Source organism: Streptomyces sp. NPDC088746 (assembly GCF_044751065.1).
GTDB lineage: Bacteria > Actinomycetota > Actinomycetes > Streptomycetales > Streptomycetaceae > Streptomyces.
In genome coordinates, this window is record NZ_JBIVLA010000001.1 from 415,326 (window position 1) to 432,934 (window position 17,609).

The 17,609-nt window shown below is 70.7% G+C and carries 15 protein-coding genes and 1 riboswitch; of the genes, 4 read left to right on the forward strand and 11 right to left on the reverse strand.

Annotation, left to right across the window (positions count from 1 at the left end):
* Window positions 1-67: 67 nt before the first annotated feature.
* Window positions 68-877, reverse strand: coding sequence for a metallophosphoesterase (locus tag ACIP63_RS01920; RefSeq protein WP_401510497.1), 810 nt, complete (start codon window positions 875-877; stop codon window positions 68-70).
* Between the two features lie 280 nt (window positions 878-1,157).
* On the opposite strand from ACIP63_RS01920, the gene ACIP63_RS01925 reads away from it, so the two are divergent.
* The gene (locus tag ACIP63_RS01925) at window positions 1,158-2,954 is read left to right on the forward strand and encodes an AMP-dependent synthetase/ligase (protein ID WP_401510499.1); all 1,797 of its coding nucleotides are present in this window, start codon (window positions 1,158-1,160) and stop codon (window positions 2,952-2,954) included.
* A gap of 64 nt (window positions 2,955-3,018) precedes the next feature.
* Here the strand turns inward: ACIP63_RS01925 and ACIP63_RS01930 are convergent, their stop codons facing one another.
* Window positions 3,019-4,161 carry a glycosyltransferase family 4 protein gene (locus ACIP63_RS01930; protein ID WP_401510500.1) on the reverse strand — a complete coding sequence of 381 codons (1,143 nt, stop codon included), beginning with the start codon at window positions 4,159-4,161 and terminating at the stop codon, window positions 3,019-3,021.
* A 77-nt stretch (window positions 4,162-4,238) separates the two neighbouring features.
* Between ACIP63_RS01930 and ACIP63_RS01935 the strand changes: the two genes are divergently transcribed.
* The gene (locus ACIP63_RS01935; RefSeq protein ID WP_401510502.1) at window positions 4,239-5,495 is read left to right on the forward strand and encodes a glycosyltransferase 87 family protein; all 1,257 of its coding nucleotides are present in this window, start codon (window positions 4,239-4,241) and stop codon (window positions 5,493-5,495) included.
* On the opposite strand, the gene ACIP63_RS01940 is transcribed toward ACIP63_RS01935, so the two are convergent.
* The 4 genes from ACIP63_RS01940 to ACIP63_RS01955 all read right to left on the reverse strand — a co-directional run bounded on the left by ACIP63_RS01940 (window position 5,452) and on the right by ACIP63_RS01955 (window position 9,858).
* Entirely contained in the window at window positions 5,452-6,705 is a 1,254-nt protein-coding gene (locus tag ACIP63_RS01940; RefSeq protein WP_401510504.1) for a hypothetical protein, read from the reverse strand. The two genes, ACIP63_RS01935 and ACIP63_RS01940, sit on opposite strands and share 44 nt — an antisense overlap.
* 194 nt (window positions 6,706-6,899) lie before the next feature.
* Window positions 6,900-7,925 (reverse strand): NlpC/P60 family protein, encoded by a 1,026-nt coding sequence (locus tag ACIP63_RS01945; RefSeq protein WP_401510506.1) that lies wholly within the window; start codon window positions 7,923-7,925, stop codon window positions 6,900-6,902.
* A 291-nt stretch (window positions 7,926-8,216) separates the two neighbouring features.
* Complete coding sequence (locus ACIP63_RS01950) at window positions 8,217-9,578, reverse strand: NYN domain-containing protein (protein ID WP_401510508.1); 1,362 nt, start codon at window positions 9,576-9,578, stop codon at window positions 8,217-8,219.
* Between the two features lie 37 nt (window positions 9,579-9,615).
* Window positions 9,616-9,858: a hypothetical protein gene (locus ACIP63_RS01955; RefSeq protein ID WP_014156692.1), complete on the reverse strand. Its 243-nt coding sequence runs from the start codon at window positions 9,856-9,858 to the stop codon at window positions 9,616-9,618.
* 151 nt (window positions 9,859-10,009) lie between these two features.
* On the opposite strand from ACIP63_RS01955, the gene ACIP63_RS01960 reads away from it, so the two are divergent.
* Both ACIP63_RS01960 and ACIP63_RS01965 read left to right on the forward strand, forming a co-directional pair.
* Window positions 10,010-10,777: a rhomboid family intramembrane serine protease gene (locus ACIP63_RS01960; protein WP_401510510.1), complete on the forward strand. Its 768-nt coding sequence runs from the start codon at window positions 10,010-10,012 to the stop codon at window positions 10,775-10,777.
* Window positions 10,774-11,055, forward strand: a complete 282-nt coding sequence (locus tag ACIP63_RS01965; RefSeq protein WP_104784870.1) for an Lrp/AsnC family transcriptional regulator — start codon at window positions 10,774-10,776, stop codon at window positions 11,053-11,055. Before ACIP63_RS01960 ends, ACIP63_RS01965 begins: the two co-directional genes overlap by 4 nt.
* 73 nt (window positions 11,056-11,128) lie before the next feature.
* Here ACIP63_RS01965 and ACIP63_RS01970 read toward each other — a convergent pair whose 3' ends face one another.
* From ACIP63_RS01970 to ACIP63_RS01990, 5 genes are all read right to left on the reverse strand, one after another.
* The gene (locus ACIP63_RS01970; protein ID WP_401510512.1) at window positions 11,129-12,505 is read right to left on the reverse strand and encodes an aminotransferase class V-fold PLP-dependent enzyme; all 1,377 of its coding nucleotides are present in this window, start codon (window positions 12,503-12,505) and stop codon (window positions 11,129-11,131) included.
* Between the two features lie 182 nt (window positions 12,506-12,687).
* A riboswitch (SAM riboswitch) is annotated at window positions 12,688-12,805 on the reverse strand.
* An 84-nt stretch (window positions 12,806-12,889) separates the two neighbouring features.
* Window positions 12,890-13,954: an anthranilate phosphoribosyltransferase gene (gene trpD / locus ACIP63_RS01975; RefSeq protein WP_401510514.1), complete on the reverse strand. Its 1,065-nt coding sequence runs from the start codon at window positions 13,952-13,954 to the stop codon at window positions 12,890-12,892.
* 126 nt (window positions 13,955-14,080) lie between these two features.
* Complete coding sequence (locus tag ACIP63_RS01980; protein WP_401510516.1) at window positions 14,081-15,706, reverse strand: cytochrome bc complex cytochrome b subunit; 1,626 nt, start codon at window positions 15,704-15,706, stop codon at window positions 14,081-14,083.
* A complete protein-coding gene (locus tag ACIP63_RS01985; protein ID WP_401510518.1) occupies window positions 15,703-16,755 on the reverse strand; it encodes a Rieske 2Fe-2S domain-containing protein in 1,053 nt (350 codons plus the stop codon). The genes ACIP63_RS01980 and ACIP63_RS01985 overlap by 4 nt, the downstream gene beginning before the upstream one ends.
* Window positions 16,752-17,561 (reverse strand): c-type cytochrome, encoded by an 810-nt coding sequence (locus tag ACIP63_RS01990; RefSeq protein ID WP_401510519.1) that lies wholly within the window; start codon window positions 17,559-17,561, stop codon window positions 16,752-16,754. The genes ACIP63_RS01985 and ACIP63_RS01990 overlap by 4 nt, the downstream gene beginning before the upstream one ends.
* Window positions 17,562-17,609: the final 48 nt, after the last annotated feature.

Below are 17,609 nucleotides of genomic sequence, written 5' to 3' on the forward strand. Positions count from 1 at the left end.
GTGCAGGCTATCGCGTGCCGGTGGCCCTCCCGCCCGCGCCCCGGCCCGCGGGCGGTGGCCGTGTCGTTCACCACTCCAGGGCCCACGGGCGCCCGCTCGAGGCGAAGTGGCCGACGTTGACGCACTCGGTGACGCCGATCCGCATCCTGCGGACCAGCGGCTGGTGGACATGGCCGAAAATCGCGTAACGGGGGCGGGTCCGGTGGATGGCGTCGAGGAGCGCGCGGCTGCCCCGCTCGAAGCGCCGGGCCACGGTGTCGTACGTCAGCTCCGGCACGTCCGGCGGGATGTGTGAGCACAGGACGTCCACCGGGCCGAGCGCCTCGACCTTGGCGGCGTACTCCTCGTCACTGATCTCGTACGGGGTGTTCATGGGGGTCCTGAGGCCTCCCCCTACGAACCCGAAGACGCGGCCTCCGATCTCGGCACGTTCGCCGTCCAGCACGGTCATACCGGAATGGGCGTACTCGGGCCAGAGCGCGGGGACGTCGACGTTGCCGTACGTGGCGTAGGTCGGGGTGGGCATGACCGCGAACATCTCGGCGTACTGCTTGCGCACCGCGGACAGGATCGCCGCGTTACGGTCCCTGCCCGCCCACAGCTCACGGCCGAAGGCGCGTGCCTCGTCGAAACGGCGCGCGGTGCGCAGCTCGACGATGCGGTCGGCGTTGGCGACGCCGAACAGGTCGGGGAAGATGCCGCGCGAATGGTCCGCGTAGTCGAGGAAGAGGACCAGGTCACCCAGACAGATCAGGGCGTCCGCACCGTCCCCCGCGCGCGCCAGCGCCTCCGTGTTCCCGTGGACGTCGCTGACGACGTGCACGCGTGTCCGTCGAGTGGGGGTTGTGTGCTGATTGTGCGGTGTGCCGGCTCCCATGGAGATCACCCTAGGTCTCCGCTCGCTGCTCTGGGTAGAGGCCGTCGGACCTGCGATTACTTCCGGATCGGGACACGGGTGGACTAATGTGCGCCGAAGGACCACCGATATGTGTGATGCATAAGACATCTGGCCGGAACCCCCTTTCCGGAATCGAGTACCGGTGGGTAACGTCCCGCCAGTCCAGTCGTGCTCACCCCACTGAGCATCTGCCAGTCTTGGACCGATCCGGTGCGTCGCACAGAGCCGTGGAACCGGAGCCCGATGAGGAGCAGCAGTCTTGCGCGAGTTCAGCCTTCCGGCCCTGTACGAGGTCCCTACGGACGGCAACCTGACGGATCTCATCCGCCGCAACGCCGCTCAGCATCCCGATGTCGCGGTGATGAGCCGGAAGGTGGCCGGCGTCTGGACGGACGTCACGGCGACCCGGTTCCTCGCTGAGGTCAGAGACGCCGCCAAGGGCCTGATCGCGGCGGGCATCCAGCCCGGCGACCGGGTCGCGCTCATGTCCCGCACCCGCTTCGAGTGGGTCCTGCTGGACTTCGCCATCTGGAGCGCGGGCGCCGTCACCGTGCCGGTGTACGAGACCAGCTCCGCCGAGCAGGTCCAGTGGATACTCGGCGACTCGGGCGCGGTCGCGGTCGTCGTGGAGAGCGGGACCCACGCGGAGTCCGTCACCTCGGTGCGGGACCGGCTCCCCGGTCTGCGCCACGTCTGGGAGATCGACCGGGGTGCCGTCGGCGAGCTCGTCGCGGCGGGTGCCGAGGTCTCCGACGAGTCGCTGGACCTGCGCATGGTGAGCGCCAAGGCCGACGACCCGGCGACGATCGTCTACACCTCGGGCACCACCGGCCGCCCCAAGGGCTGTGTGCTGACGCACCGCAGCTTCTTCGCGGAGTGCGGCAACATCGTGGAGCGGCTCAAGCCCCTCTTCCGCACCGGCGAGTGCTCCGTCCTCCTCTTCCTTCCCACGGCGCACGTCTTCGGCCGCCTGGTCGAGGTCGCGTCGGTGATGGCCCCGATCAAGCTCGGCTGCGTGCCGGACATCAAGAACCTGACGGACGAGCTGGCCTCGTTCCGGCCGACGCTGATCCTCGGTGTGCCGCGGGTGTTCGAGAAGGTCTACAACTCGGCGCGGGCCAAGGCCCAGGCCGACGGCAAGGGCAAGATCTTCGACCGGGCCGCGGACACCGCGATCGCGTACAGCCGCGCGCTGGGCACGCCCGAGGGCCCCTCGGTGGGCCTGAAGGTCAAGCACAAGGTCTTCGACAAGCTGGTGTTCAGCAAGCTGCGGGCCGTGCTCGGCGGCCGCGGCGAGTACGCGATCTCCGGCGGCGCCCCGCTGGGCGAGCGGCTCGGCCACTTCTTCCGCGGCATCGGCTTCACGGTGCTGGAGGGCTACGGCCTCACCGAGAGCTGCGCGGCCACCGCGTTCAATCCGTGGGACCGGCAGAAGATCGGTACGGTCGGCCAGCCGCTGCCGGGCTCGGTCGTGCGGATCGCGGACGACGGCGAGGTGCTGCTGCACGGCGAGCACCTGTTCACCGGCTACTGGCAGAACGAGGCCGCGACGGCCGAGGCGCTGGCCGACGGCTGGTTCCACACGGGTGACATCGGCACGCTCGACGCGGACGGCTATCTCGCGATCACGGGCCGCAAGAAGGAGATCATCGTCACGGCGGGCGGCAAGAACGTCGCGCCCGCGGTGATCGAGGACCGGATCCGCGCGCACGCCCTGGTGGCCGAGTGCATGGTCGTCGGCGACGGACGTCCGTTCGTCGGCGCGCTGCTCACCCTCGACGAGGAGTTCCTCTCCCGCTGGGCCGAGGAGAACGGCAAGCCGGCCGGTTCGACGGCGGTCTCGCTGCGCGACGACCCCGATCTGCTGGCCGAGGTGCAGCGGGCCGTGGACGACGGCAACGCGGCGGTCTCCAAGGCGGAGTCGGTACGCAAGTTCCGCGTGCTGGCGGCTCAGTTCACCGAGGAGGCGGGTCACATCACGCCCTCGCTGAAGCTGAAGCGCAACGTCGTGGCGAAGGACTTCGCGGACGAGGTGGAGTCGCTCTACCGCGGCTGAACCCGGACGCACGCAGAAGGAGGGGCCCGCACGGCGAACCGTGCGGGCCCCTCCTCGCGCGTGGTCAGAGCAGCGTCTTCAGCTGCTCGGCGAGCAGGTCCCAGCGCCACTTCTCCTCGACCCACGCCCTGCCCCGCTCCCCCATGCGCCGGCGCAGTTCCGGGTCGCGGAGCAGGGTGACGATCCGGTCGGCGGACTCCTCGGCGGAGCCGCCCCGCACCACCCAGCCGGTCTCACCGTCGAGCACGGCGTCGGGGGCGCCCCCCGAGTCGCCCCCCACGACGGGCAGTCCGGTCGCCGACGCCTCCAGGTAGACGATGCCGAGGCCTTCGACGTCGAGTCCGCCGCGCCGGGTGCGGCAGGGCATGGCGAAGACGTCGCCGGCGCCGTAGTGCGCGGGCAGCTCCTCCCAGGGCACCGGCCCGGTGAAGCGCACGGAGTCCTCGACGCCGGTCTCGGCCGCCAGCTTCTTCAGCTGCCCGGCGTACGGGCCGCCGCCCACGACGAGCAGGACCGCGTCCGGCACGCGCGCCAGGATCGCGGGCATGGCCAGGATGAGCGTGTCCTGGCCCTTGCGCGGCACCAGCCGCGAGACGCACACGACGACGGGCCGGTCAGCGAGCCCGAGCCGGGCCCTGATCCGGTCGCCGCCGGAGGCCGGGTGGAAGGTCCTCTCGTCGACCCCTGGCGGCAGCTGCACCATGCGGGCCGCGGCCTCGGGGGTGAGCGCCGCGGCGATCCTGGACCGGGTGTACTCGCCGAGGTAGGTGAGGGTGTCGGTGCCCTCCCCGACGCGGCGCAGCAGCTGCCGGGAGGCGGGCAGTTGTGCCCAGCCGGCCTCGTGGCCGTGGGTGGTGGCCACGATCTTGCGGGCGCCGGCCCCGCGCAACGCGGGCGCCATCAGCCCGAGGGGGGCGGCCGCGCCGAACCACACGGAGGAGCAGCCGTGTTCACGCAGCAGCCGGACCGCCCGCCGGGTGACCCCCGGGGTGGGCAGCAGCATCGTCGTACGGTCGCGTACGACGGTGAACGGCTGCTCGGCGTCGAAGGCGGCGGTGGCCTCGGCGCCTTCCGTGCCGCGCTTCCAGGTGGAGGCGTAGACCACGATCCGGTCGGGATCCATGCGCAGCGCCATGTTGTGGAGGAAGGCCTGGATGCCGCCGGGCCGGGGCGGGAAGTCGTTCGTCACGATCAGCGTCTTGTCCATCGCCGCCGACAGTACCGGGCGGCCCGACGGCCCTGCCTGACGGCTCCCGCACAGGCCGGGCCTGCATCATGGCGTGCATGACGGTCAGGACGGACGCGATCAACCGGGCTCCGGCCCTCGCCGTATGGGGTCTCACCCGGGCGGTGCTGCTGCTCTGCGTCTTCAAGGTGTTCACGGTGCCGGGCCCCGACGTCACGAGCGACGTCTCGGTGATCTACCGGGGCTGGTACGAGGTGCTCCGCACCGGCACGTACCCGCTGGACGACGTCACGTGGCAGTATCCGCCCGCCGCCGCCCTCGCCGTGCTCTCCCCGGATCTGCTGCCGTTCCTGGAGTACGCCTCCGCCTTCTTCGTCCTCGTACTGCTGTGTGACGCGCTGGTGTTCGGTCTTCTGCTGTACGCGGGAAGCCGTCCGGGCATGCGCGACGCGGGCGCCTGGCTGTGGGTGGCGGGCGTGCCGCTGCTCGGGCCGACCGTGTACGCGCGCTACGACCTGATGGTGACGGCCGTCGCGGTGGCGGCGCTGCTGGCGGGTGTCCGTCACCCCCGGGTGCTGGGGGCGCTGGCCGCCTTCGGCACGCTGCTGAAGGTGTGGCCGGTGCTGGTGCTGGTGGGCACCGCCCGGGGCAGGGCCACCCGCCGTTCCTGGTCGGCGGCGGCGGTGACGGGCGCGCTGCTGGCCCTGGTGGCGGCGGTGGCGGTGCCCGGCGCGTACGCCTTCCTGACGTTCCAGCGGGACCGGGGGCTGGAGATCGAGTCGCTGGGGGCGCTCGTCTTCCACGTGGCCCGGCAGTTCGGCTGGGAGGGCCGGGTGGAGCTCCGCTACGGCTCGATGGAGTTCGCCGGCCCGCATGTGGCGCTGGTGAGCACCCTGGCCCTGGCGCTGAGCGTGCTGGCCTTCGGCTGGCTGCTGGTGTGGCGGCTGCGGGCCCGCACGTTCGCGGTGCACACCCCGGCCGACGCGGCGTTCACCGCGGTGCTGCTGTTCACCGTGACCAGCCGCGTCATCAGCCCCCAGTACATGGTGTGGCCGCTCGGTGTCGCCGCGGTGTGCCTGGCCTTCCGGGGCAGCAGGATGGCGCTGCCCGCGTGTCTGGTCCTGGTGGCCACGGCCGTCACCCTGCTGGAGTTCCCGCTCGGCTTCGGGCATGTGGTGGCCAGCGACGCGGAGGGCCTGGAGCTCATGGCCGTACGCAACGGTCTGCTGCTCGCCGCGACGCTGAGCGCCGGGCGGCGGCTCTGGCGGGACACCGTGCCGCGGGCGGAGCGGGGGCGGGCGGCGGAGCGGGTCAGCCCAGCCGGGCGCGCAGATACTCCCGCCAGCGCGCCGTGAAGTCCTGGGGCGTGGTGCCGAGCACCGTGTGCATGGCCTGCTCGACTGCCCCGTCCCGCTCGGAACGGCTCCCCACGGCCCTGTAGAAGGCGATCAGCTCCTCCTCGCCCCAGTCCCTCGCGATCAGCTCGCAGGCCAGCCAGGCGCCCTCGTACGCCTGGGAGAGCTTCGCCGCGTCCTCGCCGAAGCCGAAGTCCTCGTCGGCCGGGAGCCGGGCGGGCAGGTCACCGCCCCGGACGGCCTCGGCGAGCTCCGGTGCGATCTCCGGGGCGGTGCGGCTCTCCTGGCGGTAGGCGGTCCAGTCGGCGAAGCCCTCGGAGAGCCAGACGGGTGTGGCGGCGGAGGTGTGTGCCCGGGTCGCCACATGGGTGGTCTCGTGGGTGAGGACGACCCGCTGCCCGAAGTCGCCGAGCATTCCGTACGCCTGCGGATTGACGATCACCCGGTCCGCGGGCTCCCGGCCGCTTCCGCCCACCTTGCCGGTGGTGACCGCCGCTATGCCCTGGTAGCTGGCCGCGGGTGAGTCCAGGAGCCCCGCCATGTCCTCCACGGACTCCGGGACGAGCACCACGACCCGCTCGGCCCAGGGCTCCGGCCAGGTGCCGGTGACGGCCGGGACGGCCCGGTCCGCGGTGGCCGCGATCCGGCGCAGCTCCGCGGTCCGGCGGCCGACCCCGAGGACCAGGCTGTGCGTGCCCCGTACGACCTCGACGTCGCCCTGCTGCCAGAGCTGCTCCGGGGAGCCGTCGGCGGCCCGGTCGGCGGCGATGTACCAACGGCCGCCCTCCCCCCGGCGGACCAGCTCCACCGTGCGGGAGGAAGCCATGGGGGCCATGTCGTAGCCCTTGATCCGGTAGCGCAGTTCGACCTCGGCGGTCACCCGGTCCGCGCCCTCGCCGGTGACGCCCTTCACCTTGTACGCCCAGGACTCCAGCGGCACGTCGGCGAGGTTGCTCAGTTCGGTGCGCTGTGCGGCCCGGAAGGAGGCGGCACGGGGGTCGAGCGCGGCCAGGTACGCGCCGGTGTCGTGCTCCATGACCGCCTCGGCCCGGCGGTCCAGGGCGGCGCCGACCTCCCGCGCGGTGATGCCGGTGCCGGAGTCCCCGGGGCCGGCGCAGGCGGGCGCGAGCAGCAGGGCGGCGAGCACGGCGCCCGCCGTGCTCCGTCTGCGGGTGCGCTCCCGCCGCGCGTCCTGCGTCCGAACAGCCATCGGGCCGATCGTACGGTCATACGCGGGTGACCGAGGAGACGGGCGTCATGCCGACGGGGCCGTGGCGCACCGGCGCTCCGGGGTACGGGGCGTGGGAGCGGGAGGGGGAAGGAAAAAGCCCCGCCCGCCGGTGACCTGTGGTCTCCGGCGGGCGGGGCTCCGTCGAGGGGTACCGCGATTCGCCCGTTCGGGCGTCAGACGCGCACGCCGAACTGGAAGGTGCCCATGTAGTCCATCGACTCGTAGCGGACCACGGCGCCGGGCTTCGGGGCGTGCAGGATCTGGTTGTTGCCCGCGTACAGGCCCACGTGCGAGGTGTTGTTGAAGAAGACCAGGTCGCCCGGCTTCAGGGCGCTGCGGCCGATCCGGACACCGTCGTTGATCTGGGTGTACGTGGTGCGGGTGATCTGGACGCCGGCCTGGGCGTAGGCCCACTGGGTCAGACCCGAGCAGTCGTAGGCGTTGGGGCCGGTGGCACCGGAGACGTACGCCTTGCCCTGCTGCGTGGAGGCGGCCTGGAGGGCGGCGGCGCCACGGGCGGAGGCGGGGACCTCGTTGCCGAGGTCGACCCGGTCACCGGCGGCGCGGCTGGCGCGCTGCTCGTCCTCGGCCATCTTGGCGCGCTCGGCCGCGGTGAGGGTGTTCAGCAGCTTCTGCGCGTCGGCGAGCTTGCCCTGGTACTTCTTCTTGTTCTCGTTGAGCGACTTGCGGACGTCGGCGAGGTCCGCGAGCTTGCCCTCGGCCTCCTTGCGCTGCTGCGCGAGGGTGCGCTGCTTCGCCTGGATCTTCTGCAGCGACTCGGCCTGCTTGGCCGTCAGCTGGTCGAGCGCGGAGGCCTGGTCGAGGAAGCTGTCCGGGTCCGAGGAGAGCAGCAGCTGGACCGACGGGTCGAGGCCACCGGAGCGGTACTGGGCCGTCGCGAGCGAACCGAGCTCGCCGCGCAGGGCGTTGAGCTCGTCCTGGCCGCGGGCGACCTTGTCCTGGAGCGCGTCGGCCTGCTTCTTGAGCTTGTCCTGCTGCTCCTTGGCGCCGTTGGCCTTCTCGGTGGCGACCTCGGCCTCGTGGTAGAGCTTGTCGACCTTCGCCTTGACCTCGCTCTTGGTCGGCTTGGGGTCGGCGTGGGCGGCCTGGGAGGTCAGGGCCACGGCCGCGGCGGCGGTCGCGGTGAGCACGGTCACGCGAGTGCGGCTCGGCTGCTTGGGACGACGGTGGGACGCCACGAAGGCGAGCTCCTTCTTCCTCGAGCCGCCTACCGGGCTGTGGGGGAAAGAATCCCCGGCTCCGTGCACGTCACGGACTCGGCGGTTCCTTCGCCGTCACCCCGGGTGGGCAATCAACCGTGCGAAGGTTCGAGGCCTGACCCTAGTGACCATCTTGTGATCAGTTCAAATCCTCACGAGCAAAATCTCGTCACACCAGGCACTTCTTTACTTTCATCACACTGCGCGTAGCGGCGACTTGACGGTACGTTCCAAAAATTCCGGCAAGTCACTCATGTCTCACATGACGCCTCAGACGCGCGAAAGGCGCTTCAGGAGCAAGGCGGACGCGACCGGACGCGCGCCGGCCTTCGCCACCCCGTCGGCGACTTCGCGGTCGGTGGAGACCACGACGACGGGCCTGCCCGGCGGTTCGGCGCGCGCCAGTTGCCGGATCAGCTCGTCCGCGGTCACGCCCGCCTTGCTGAAGAGGACGCGGACCCCGCGGGGTGGTGCGAGCAGGACCGGGACGGCCAGTTCGGCGCCGTCGAAGACGCAGGTCATCTCGGCCCCGGTCTGCGCCGCGAGGACCGAGAGGCCGCCCAGGAGGCGCAACCGCTGCTTCTCCAGCGGCATCTGCGGATAGCCGGTCTTGGTGACGTTGTAGCCGTCGACGATCAGATGCGCCTGCGGCAGGGCGAGCAGCTGGTCGAGCAGCGCCGGATCGGTCTCCGAAAGGGCCCTGGCGGCAATGTCCTTCGGTGACATCCGGCCGGGCTCCACAGCTTCGACGCTGTCCGCGGGGCGGAGCGAGGAAGGGGGCAGGGCCAGTTCACGGCGGAGACCCTGTGCCGCGTCGAGCACGGTGTCCAGGAGCAGCCGCAGCCGCATGTCCTCGACCGAGCGCCCCTCCCTGGCCGCCCGGCGGCCCGCCTCGACGGAGGCCTCCGCCTCGGCCAGCCGCGCCTTGAGCCGGCGGGACTCGCTCTCGGCCGCGGAGACCTGGGCCGCGGCCTCGGCCCGCACGGCGTCGGTCTCGGCGCCCGCCTTGCGCAGAGCCGCCTCTCCGCGCTTCACCTCGCTGAGGGCGCTGCGCAGTTTGCGGTGGAGGGAGTCGGTCTCCTTGCGGGAGGCCTCCAGCTCCGAGCGCAGCCGTTCGGTGTCGGCCCTGGTCTGGCCGCGGGCGCGGTCGAGCTCCTCACGCAGCCGCTCCAGCTCGCGCCTGGTCTCCTCGTCCGCACGCTCGGCGTGGGCCCGCTGGACCTCCTCGCCGGCCGCGGCCACCAGCTTGACCCAGCCCGGCGGCCGCAGCACATAGGCGGCGGCCGCCACATCGACGGGGTCTGCGGCGGCGGGCGCGGCACCGGACGCGAGGGCGTCGGCCAGCTCCGGCTGGGTCTGGCCGATCCGCTCACCGATGCGCCGGCGGAACACCGGGTCGCTCTCCAGGGCCGCGGCCATCGCGTTACCCGCGAACTTGGCCCGCCTGCTCGGGGTGAACCGGGCGTACTGCCGGAGCTGGGCGGGGAGTTCGCCGACGGTCAGACCGCCGAACGCGTCCGAGACCAGCGCGACCACCTTGCGGCGCACGCCCTCGGGCAGCGGACGGTCGAGCGACTCCGCGGTGCCGTCGGCCGCGTCGGCCGGTCCGGCGCCGCCTGTCGGCTGCTCCACCATCCATCACCCCAATATGTCTGTCCGCACGGCCCCGTCAGGAGTCGGCACCAGGCCTGTCGACCAGTTCGATCTGGTCCACGGCGTTGCACCAACGACAGCGCACCGACTCGATGGTCTCACTGACCACCTCGCGCTCCTCGACACTCGACTCCCCGGCCAGGTCGAGATGCACGTACTCCACGACCTTGGAGGAGCGCGTCACATCGAAACGGGTCAGGTTGCCGCAGAGCGTGCAGCGCCAGCGGGTCCCGTCCGTCGGCTGGGGAACCGTCGTCATCGTTGCGTCCTCTTTCGTCGTTCGTCGAGTCTCGTGCGTGCCCAGGCTTCGATCTCGCGGTGCGCCGTCGAACTGCGGATGTACTGCTGTAACCCTACGGCCTTGCGCATACCTATCGGCACGGCGAGGCGGTCTGTCCTGTTCTCGCCTGGTGCGTCATGCTCTGTGCGTGACCTATCGGCGGGCAGTCCACTGGCGGAGGCGGGCCGGAGAGCTCCGGGCCGCGGCCGCGGCGGGCGGCGCCCCGGTGACGTACGGGCTGATCGCGCTCTGCTGCGCGGTGTTCCTGATCAGCCCGCTCTCCGGGTTCAACCCCGCCTATGGCGGCGCCGACGCGCTGCTGGCCGCTCAGGCCGGGTACTTCGAGCGGTGGGGCGTGATCCCCGCCGAGCTCGTGGAGGGCTCGGCCCACGCGGTCCTGACCCCGCTGACCGCGCTCTTCGTCCACGGCAGCTGGCTGCACCTGCTGGGCAACATGCTCTTCCTCTACGTGTTCGGCGCGATGGCCGAGGAGCGCATGGGCCGCACCGAGTTCACCTTCTTCTATCTCGCCTGCGGTTACTTCGCCCTGGTGGCCTACGCGGTGGTGCACGCGGACTCCGACCAGACACTGGTCGGCGCGTCGGGGGCGATCTCAGCGGTGCTCGGCGCGTTCCTCCATCTCTTCCCCCGGGCCCGTGTCACCAGCCTCTTCCCCTTCCTCTTCTTCCTGCCGCTGCGTTTCCCCGCCTGGATCGTGCTCGTGTTCTGGTTCGTCCTGCAGTGGCTGGCGGCGCGGAGCGCGGGCAGCGGCCCGGGCGTGGCGTACCTCGCGCACGTGGCGGGTTTCGCGGCCGGGTTCCTCTACTCCTGGGTGAGGTTCGGGCGTACTAGAGTGAAGTCTCCAGCCACGGCCACTGAGGGAGAAAGCCAGCCGTGATCACCGCGATCGTGCTCATCAAAACCAGCGTGGACCGGATTCCCGAGATCGCCGAGGCCATCGCCGCGCTGGACAGTGTCAGCGAGGTCTTCTCGGTCACCGGCACGTACGACCTGATCGCCATGGTCCGGGTCGCCCGGCACGACGATCTGGCCGACGTCATCCCGGGCCGGATCAGCAAGATCCAGGGCGTCGAGGGCACCGACACCCACGTGGCCTTCCGCACCTACTCGCAGCACGACCTCGAGGCGGCCTTCGCCATCGGGCTCGACGCCTGAGACGGCGTACGGCTCCGGCCGGGGACGGGGCGACATGCCTCCCGTCCCCGGCCGGAGCCGTCTCCGGACCCGCTCAGACCTGCGCGGCGCCCCGGTCGGGCACGCAGCGGCCCTCCTCGGTGCGGTAGCTCCAGCGGGCGCCCTTGCTGACGAGCTCGCGGACGGCGCCCAGGAACCTCTCGATGTGCTCGTCCGGCGTGCCGGCGCCGAAGCTCACCCGAATGGCGTTGAGGGACCTCTCCCCCGGCGCGGCCTCCGGCGCGCCACACTCACCCGGCTCCTGCGGCTCGCTGCCCAGCAGGGTCCGCACCAGCGGGTGTGCGCAGAACAGTCCGTCGCGCACCCCGATGCCGTACTCGGCGGAGAGTGCCGCGGCGAAGTGCGAGCTGTTCCATCCCTCGACCACGAAGGAGATGACGCCGACCCTCGGGGCGTCGTCGCCGAAGAGCGAGAGCACCTTGACCTGGGGAACGCCGGCGAGCCCCTCACGGACCCGTGTCACCAGCCGCTGCTCCCGGGCGACCAGCCGGTCGAACCCGGCCTCGGTCAGGGCCTTGCAGGCCGAGGCGATGGAGTAGACGCCGATGACGTTGGGCGATCCCGCCTCGTGCCGGGCCGGGGTGGTGTGCCACTCGACGTCCACACCGCCGTCGGTGCGCCGGGCGACCTTACGGGAGGCGCCGCCACCCGCGAGATACGGCTCCGCGTCCACCAGCCAGTCGGCGCGGCCGGCGAGGACGCCCGAGCCGAAGGGCGCGTACAGCTTGTGCCCGGAGAAGGCGACCCAGTCGACGTCCAGCTCGGCGATGTCCACCGGGTGGTGGGGTGCCAGCTGCGCCGCGTCGAGCACGATCCGCGCCCCGTGGGCGTGGGCGGCTGCGGCCAGTTCCTTCACCGGCCACAGCTCACCGGTGACGTTGGACGCGCCCGTCACGCAGACCAGTGCCGGGTCACTGAGGCCACGGCCGGCCAGCGCCCGCTCCAGCGTGGCGACCGCCTGGTCCGGGGTACGCGGGGCGTCCAGGTAGGTCACCCGGGCGTCACGCCAGGGCAGCAGCGAGGCGTGGTGCTCGGTCTCGAACACGAACACCTCGCAGCCGGCGGGCAGCGCGGCGGCGAGCAGGTTGAGGGAGTCGGTCGTCGAGCGGGTGAAGACCACCTGGTCCTCCGCGCGGCAGCCGAGGAACTCCGCCACGGTCCGGCGGCTGTTCTCGAACAGGTCGGTGGAGAGCTGCGAGAGGTAGCCGGCGCCCCGGTGCACGCTGCCGTAGTACGGGGCATAGGCCGCCACGTCGTCCCAGACCCGCTGGAGCGCCGGAGCACTGGCCGCGTAGTCGAGGGCGGCGTAGGTGACGTCTCCGCCGGTAACGAGCGGAACGGTGACATCGGCGCCCAGAACCGGCAGAGGGGCACAAATGGACTGGTCGACGGCAGCGGTGGAGACAGACATGGCGAACTCCCGTAAAAGGCAGGCGAGATCCACGCACCGGCGGCCCGACAGGACGCAGCAGTGCGGGGAGAGAAAGAAAAAGGGGTGTGCGGAGGAGGGCCTAGAGCCCTATCGCATTCGCTTGCTCACAGAAGACTCCCTGGGACCAGGACCCCAAGGGGTGGCATCCAACGATGCCGAGGGGCCCGCGCTTGCCACAGACCTCGCTGCCTGCGGCCTGGTCTTCACCCGGGGCACCCCGCCACGGACGGAGGGTTGCCGGACAGCGGGCCGGGGCCGTAGTCGCTGTCACTCATGACCTGCGCAGCATCTTGCCATACCCACGGCGACGCGCAAGGGCGCAGTCCGCGATCCGGACTGCGCCCTCGCTCACACCCTGCGCGCTCAGGCGTTGCTGGCCGCCACCCAGCGCTCCAGCGCGCTCCTGGCCGCGCCCGAGTCGATCGACTGCGCGGCCCGCGCGATCCCGGCCGCGAGCTGCTCCTCCAGCGACCCCTCGACCGGGTCCAGCGCGACCAGTGCGGCAGCCGAGTTGAGCAGCACCGCGTCGCGTACGGGGCCGGTCTCCCCGTCGAGCAGCCGGCGGGCCACATCCGCGTTGTACGAGGAGTCCGCGCCGCGCAGCGCCTCGACGGGGACCAGGTCCAGGCCGACGTCGCGGGGGTCGAAGGCCTGCTCGCGCACGGTGCCGTCGCGGACGATCCAGACCCGCGAGGTCGCCGTGGTGGTCAGCTCGTCGAGCCCGTCGTCGCCCCGGAAGACGAGTGCCGAATTCCCCCGGTCCGCCAGCACGCCCGCGACGATGGGCGCCATCTTCGGGTCGGCGACCCCGATGGCCTGGGAACGCACCCGGGCCGGGTTGGTGAGAGGGCCCAGGATGTTGAAGGTGGTCTGCGTGCCCAGCTCCTTGCGCGCCCTGGCCGCGTACCGCAGGGCGGGGTGGAACTTCACGGCGAAGCAGAAGGTGATGCCCGCCTCCTCGGCGACGGCGACGACGCGCTGCGGCGTCAGTTCGAGGTTGACGCCGAGCTTCTCCAGCACGTCGGAGGCCCCGCTCGCCGAGGAGGAGGCCCGGTTGCCGTGCTTGACGACCTTCGCGCCGGTCCCCGCGACGACGATCGCCGACATGGTGGAGATGTTGACCGTCTTGGCCATGTCGCCGCCGGTGCCCACGATGTCGACCGTGCGGCCGGGCACCTCGATGGTGTGGGCGTGCTCGTACATGGCGCGGACGAGTCCGGTGACCTCGTCGACGGTCTCGCCCTTGGCCCGCAGGGCGACGGCGAAGCCCGCGATCTGCACGTCCGTGGCCTCGCCGCTCATGATGCGGTCCATGGCCCACGCGGTGTCGTCCGCGCCCAGGTGCTCGCCGCGCAGCAGGGGGGTCAGCACGCCGGGCCAGGTACGGTCCGCCACGCTGTCGCCGCCGTCCGGGGTCACAACGTTCATGGTCCGCTCCTGGGGGTCCACAGCCGATACAAGGGATCGCCTCCCACCCTATCCAGGCCCGGGGGCAGCGAAGAGCCCCGTCCATCGGATGGACGGGGCTCCTGCTGTGGCGGTCAGCTGAGGTGATCAGTGGTGGCCGTGGCCGCTGGTGATCTCCTTGTACTCCTCGGCGGTGGGCTTGGCGATCTGGTTGTCCTCGCCGTAGTAGCTCTTGCTGAGCCTGGCCCGGAGCTTCTGCAGCGCCGAAGGCTTGCGCTCGACACCGTTCTCGTCGACCGTCGGGCCGATCTCGACCGGCTTGTACTGCTCGTGCGCGGTGAGCGTGTGCAGCTGGCCGGGGCTGAGCGGCTCGTGGATCTCGACGAACTCACCGTGCGGCAGGCGCTTGATGGTGCCGGACTCGCGCCCGTGCAGCACCTTCTCCTTGTCGCGGCGCTGGAGTCCGAGGCAGATCCGCCGGGTGACGACGAACGCGACGACCGGGCCGACGAAGAAGGCGATCCGTACGAACCAGCTGATCGCGTTGAGCGACATGTGGAAGTGGGTCGCCCAGATGTCGTTGCCGCCGCCGATCAGCATGACGAAGTAGATCGTCACCCAGGCGACGCCGAGACCCGTACGGGTCGGAGCGTTGCGCGGACGGTCCAGGATGTGGTGCTCGCGCTTGTCCCCGGTGATCCAGGACTCGATGAACGGATAGAGCGCGAGTGCCCCGAGCACCACACCGAAGAGGACCAGCGGGATCAGCACGCCGAGGACCAGCGTGTGGCCCCAGAGGTTGATCTCCCAGCCCGGCATGACACGGACGAAGCCTTCGGCGAAGCCCATGTACCAGTCCGGCTGGGCGCCCGTGGACACCTGGTCGGGACGGTAGGGGCCGAGCGCCCAGATCGGGTTGATCGAGGCGATGCCCGCGATGATCGCGATGAAGCCGAAGACCAGGAAGAAGAATCCGCCTGCCTTGGCCATGTAGACCGGCAGCAGCGGCATGCCGACGACGTTCTTGTTCGTCTTGCCCGGACCCGCGAACTGCGTGTGCTTGTGGAAGAACACCAGGATGAGGTGGCCGACCACGAGCCCGAGCATGATGCCCGGCAGCAGCAGGATGTGGATCGAGTAGAACCTCGCGATGATGTCGGTCCCGGGGAACTCCCCGCCGAACAGGAACATCGAGATGTACGTGCCCACGATCGGCATCGACAGGATCGCGCCCTGCGTGAAGCGCACACCCGTGCCGGAGAGCAGGTCGTCCGGGAGCGAGTAGCCGGTGAACCCGGTGAACATGCCGAGGACGAACAGCAGGAAGCCGAACAGCCAGTTGATCTCGCGCGGCTTGCGGTACGCGCCGGTGAAGAACACCCGGAACATGTGCACGAACATGCCGGCGAGGAAGATCACCGCTGCCCAGTGGTGGATCTGCCGGACGAGCAGACCACCGCGGACGTCGAAGCTGATGTCCAGCGTCGAGGCGTAGGCCTCGGACATCCGGATGCCCTGCATCGGCTCGTACGAGCCGTGGTAGACGACCTCGTTCATGCTCGGGTGGAAGAACAGCGTCAGGTACACACCCGTGAGGATGATGATGATGAAGCTGTAGAGGCAGATCTCACCGAGCATGAAGGACCAGTGGTCCGGGAAGATCTTGCGCATGTTGGCCTTGGCCAGGCCGTAGATGCCGAGCCGGCCGTCCGCCCAGTCGGCCACCCGCTCACCGGCGGGCGCCTTGCGCTGTGTGTCTGTCGCAGTACTCATCCGCGCTCCCAGAAGGCAGGACCGACGGGCTCTTCGAAGTCACCGAGCGCCTCGAGGTTGCCCTCGCTGTTCACACCGATCCGCAGCTGCGGAAGCGCGTGACCGGCCGGACCGAAGATGACGCGGGCGCCGTCGGAGAGGTCGAAGGTGGACTGGTGGCACGGGCAGAGCACGTGGTGCGTCTGCTGCTCGTACAGGCTGATCGGGCAGCCGACGTGGGTGCAGATCTTGGAGAAGGCCACGATTCCCTCGTGGGCCCACTCGCGCTCACGCTTGTCCTTGATGTTGTCCGGCTCGATGCGGATGATCATCAGGGCGGCCTTGGCGATCTGCGACTGGAAGTCGTGCGCGTCCTCCTCCAGGCCCTCGGGCATGGCGAAGGTCAGCGAACCGACGACGACGTCCTCGGGACGCAGCGGCTCCATCGTGTTCATGTTGACGAGCTGCTTGCCCTTGGCCCACAGGGTCTTGCGGAGCTTCTTCTCCGGCAGCGGGCCGAGGTCGCGCAGCAGCACCACACCGGAGAGCGGCACCAGGGCCAGCGCACCGAACATGGTGTTGCGGATCAGCTTGCGCCGTCCGAGCGCGGACTCCCGGGCGCCGTCCGCGAAGTCGGCCATGACCTTGGCCTTGACCTCGGGCGCCGCCTCGATCGGGTGCCGGTCGTCGGCGACCTCCACGTCGGACATCAGGGTGCGCGCCCAGTGGACGGCCCCCGCGCCGATGAGGAAGAGCGCCAGGCCCAGGGTCAGCCCCAAGGAGAAGTTCAGCGCGCTCACGTGGCCGAACGGCCAGATGTAGACGATCTTGTCGACCGGGAAGATGACGTAGGCGGCGATGAAGCCGACCGTCGCCAGCATGGACAGCGTGAACATGAAGGCGACGGCCCGCTCGGAGCGGTTCGCGGCGCGTTCGTCGATGTCCTGGATGCGCGGCTTGTGGGCCGGCAGCCCCGGGTCGGCGAACGGGTCGCCCGCACCCTCTACCGCGCCGTGCGCGGTGCCCTGCTCTACCGGCAGGTTCTCTTCTGGAATCTGTTGGCTACTCATGACTTCTTGGCCTTAGCGGTGTGGGCCGCGACCCATACGGCGATGGCGATCAGGCCGCCCAGGCCGAAGATCCAGCCGAAGAGACCTTCGCTGACGGGGCCGAGGCCACCGAGCGAGAGCCCGCCGGGGTCCTCCGACTCATCACCGTTGACGGTCTTGATGTACGCGATGATGTCTTTCTTCTCCTGCTCGGGCATGGTGCTGTCCGGGAAGGAGGGCATGCTCTGCGGGCCGGTCTGCATGGCCTCGTAGATGTGCTTCGGGCTCACGCCTTCGAGGTCCGGGGCGTACTTGCCGTTCGTCAGCGCGCCGCCCTTGCCGGTGAAGTTGTGACACTGCGCGCAGTTGGTACGGAAGAGGTCTCCGCCCTTGGCCACGTCGGCACCCGAGGGGTCGACCTGGCTCTTGGTGGGCGTGATCGGGCCGGCGCCCAGGGACGCGACGTACGCCGCGAGCTGGTCGATCTCGGCCTGGTTGTAGATGACCTTCTTCTTCGGGACCTGGGCGCCCGGCTGCTGGGCCGGCATGCGTCCGGTACCGACCTGGAAGTCGACGGCGGCGGAGCCGACGCCCACGAGGGACGGCCCGTCGGTGGTGCCCTGACCGCCGGATCCGTGGCAGCTGGCGCAGCCCACGGAGTAGAGCTTCTTGCCCTCGTCGATGGCGAGGGACTGGGCGGTTTCGTCGGCCTGCGCCTTACCCGCAGGCGCGAACGCGGCGTACAGCCCCCCGGTAGCCGCCAGCGCGAGGAGTAGTACGACGACCGCCGCCAGCGGATGGCGTCGTCGTGCGGAGAGCTTTTTCACGGATTACCCCGGTGTCAGGATCTTCTGCGTCGATGATGGGTGGGTGCG

What these genes read in the sequence shown, in the direction of transcription:
- ACIP63_RS01920 (WP_401510497.1), bottom strand. Translation starts at nt 877, where the DNA reads ATGGGAGCCGGCACACCGCACAATCAGCACACAACCCCCACTCGACGG.
- ACIP63_RS01930 (WP_401510500.1), bottom strand. Translation starts at nt 4,161, where the DNA reads ATGGACAAGACGCTGATCGTGACGAACGACTTCCCGCCCCGGCCCGGC.
- ACIP63_RS01935 (WP_401510502.1), top strand. Translation starts at nt 4,239, where the DNA reads ATGACGGTCAGGACGGACGCGATCAACCGGGCTCCGGCCCTCGCCGTA.
- ACIP63_RS01940 (WP_401510504.1), bottom strand. Translation starts at nt 6,705, where the DNA reads ATGGCTGTTCGGACGCAGGACGCGCGGCGGGAGCGCACCCGCAGACGG.
- ACIP63_RS01955 (WP_014156692.1), bottom strand. Translation starts at nt 9,858, where the DNA reads ATGACGACGGTTCCCCAGCCGACGGACGGGACCCGCTGGCGCTGCACG.
- ACIP63_RS01970 (WP_401510512.1), bottom strand. Translation starts at nt 12,505, where the DNA reads ATGTCTGTCTCCACCGCTGCCGTCGACCAGTCCATTTGTGCCCCTCTG.
- trpD (WP_401510514.1), bottom strand. Translation starts at nt 13,954, where the DNA reads ATGAACGTTGTGACCCCGGACGGCGGCGACAGCGTGGCGGACCGTACC.
- ACIP63_RS01980 (WP_401510516.1), bottom strand. Translation starts at nt 15,706, where the DNA reads ATGAGTACTGCGACAGACACACAGCGCAAGGCGCCCGCCGGTGAGCGG.
- ACIP63_RS01985 (WP_401510518.1), bottom strand. Translation starts at nt 16,755, where the DNA reads ATGAGTAGCCAACAGATTCCAGAAGAGAACCTGCCGGTAGAGCAGGGC.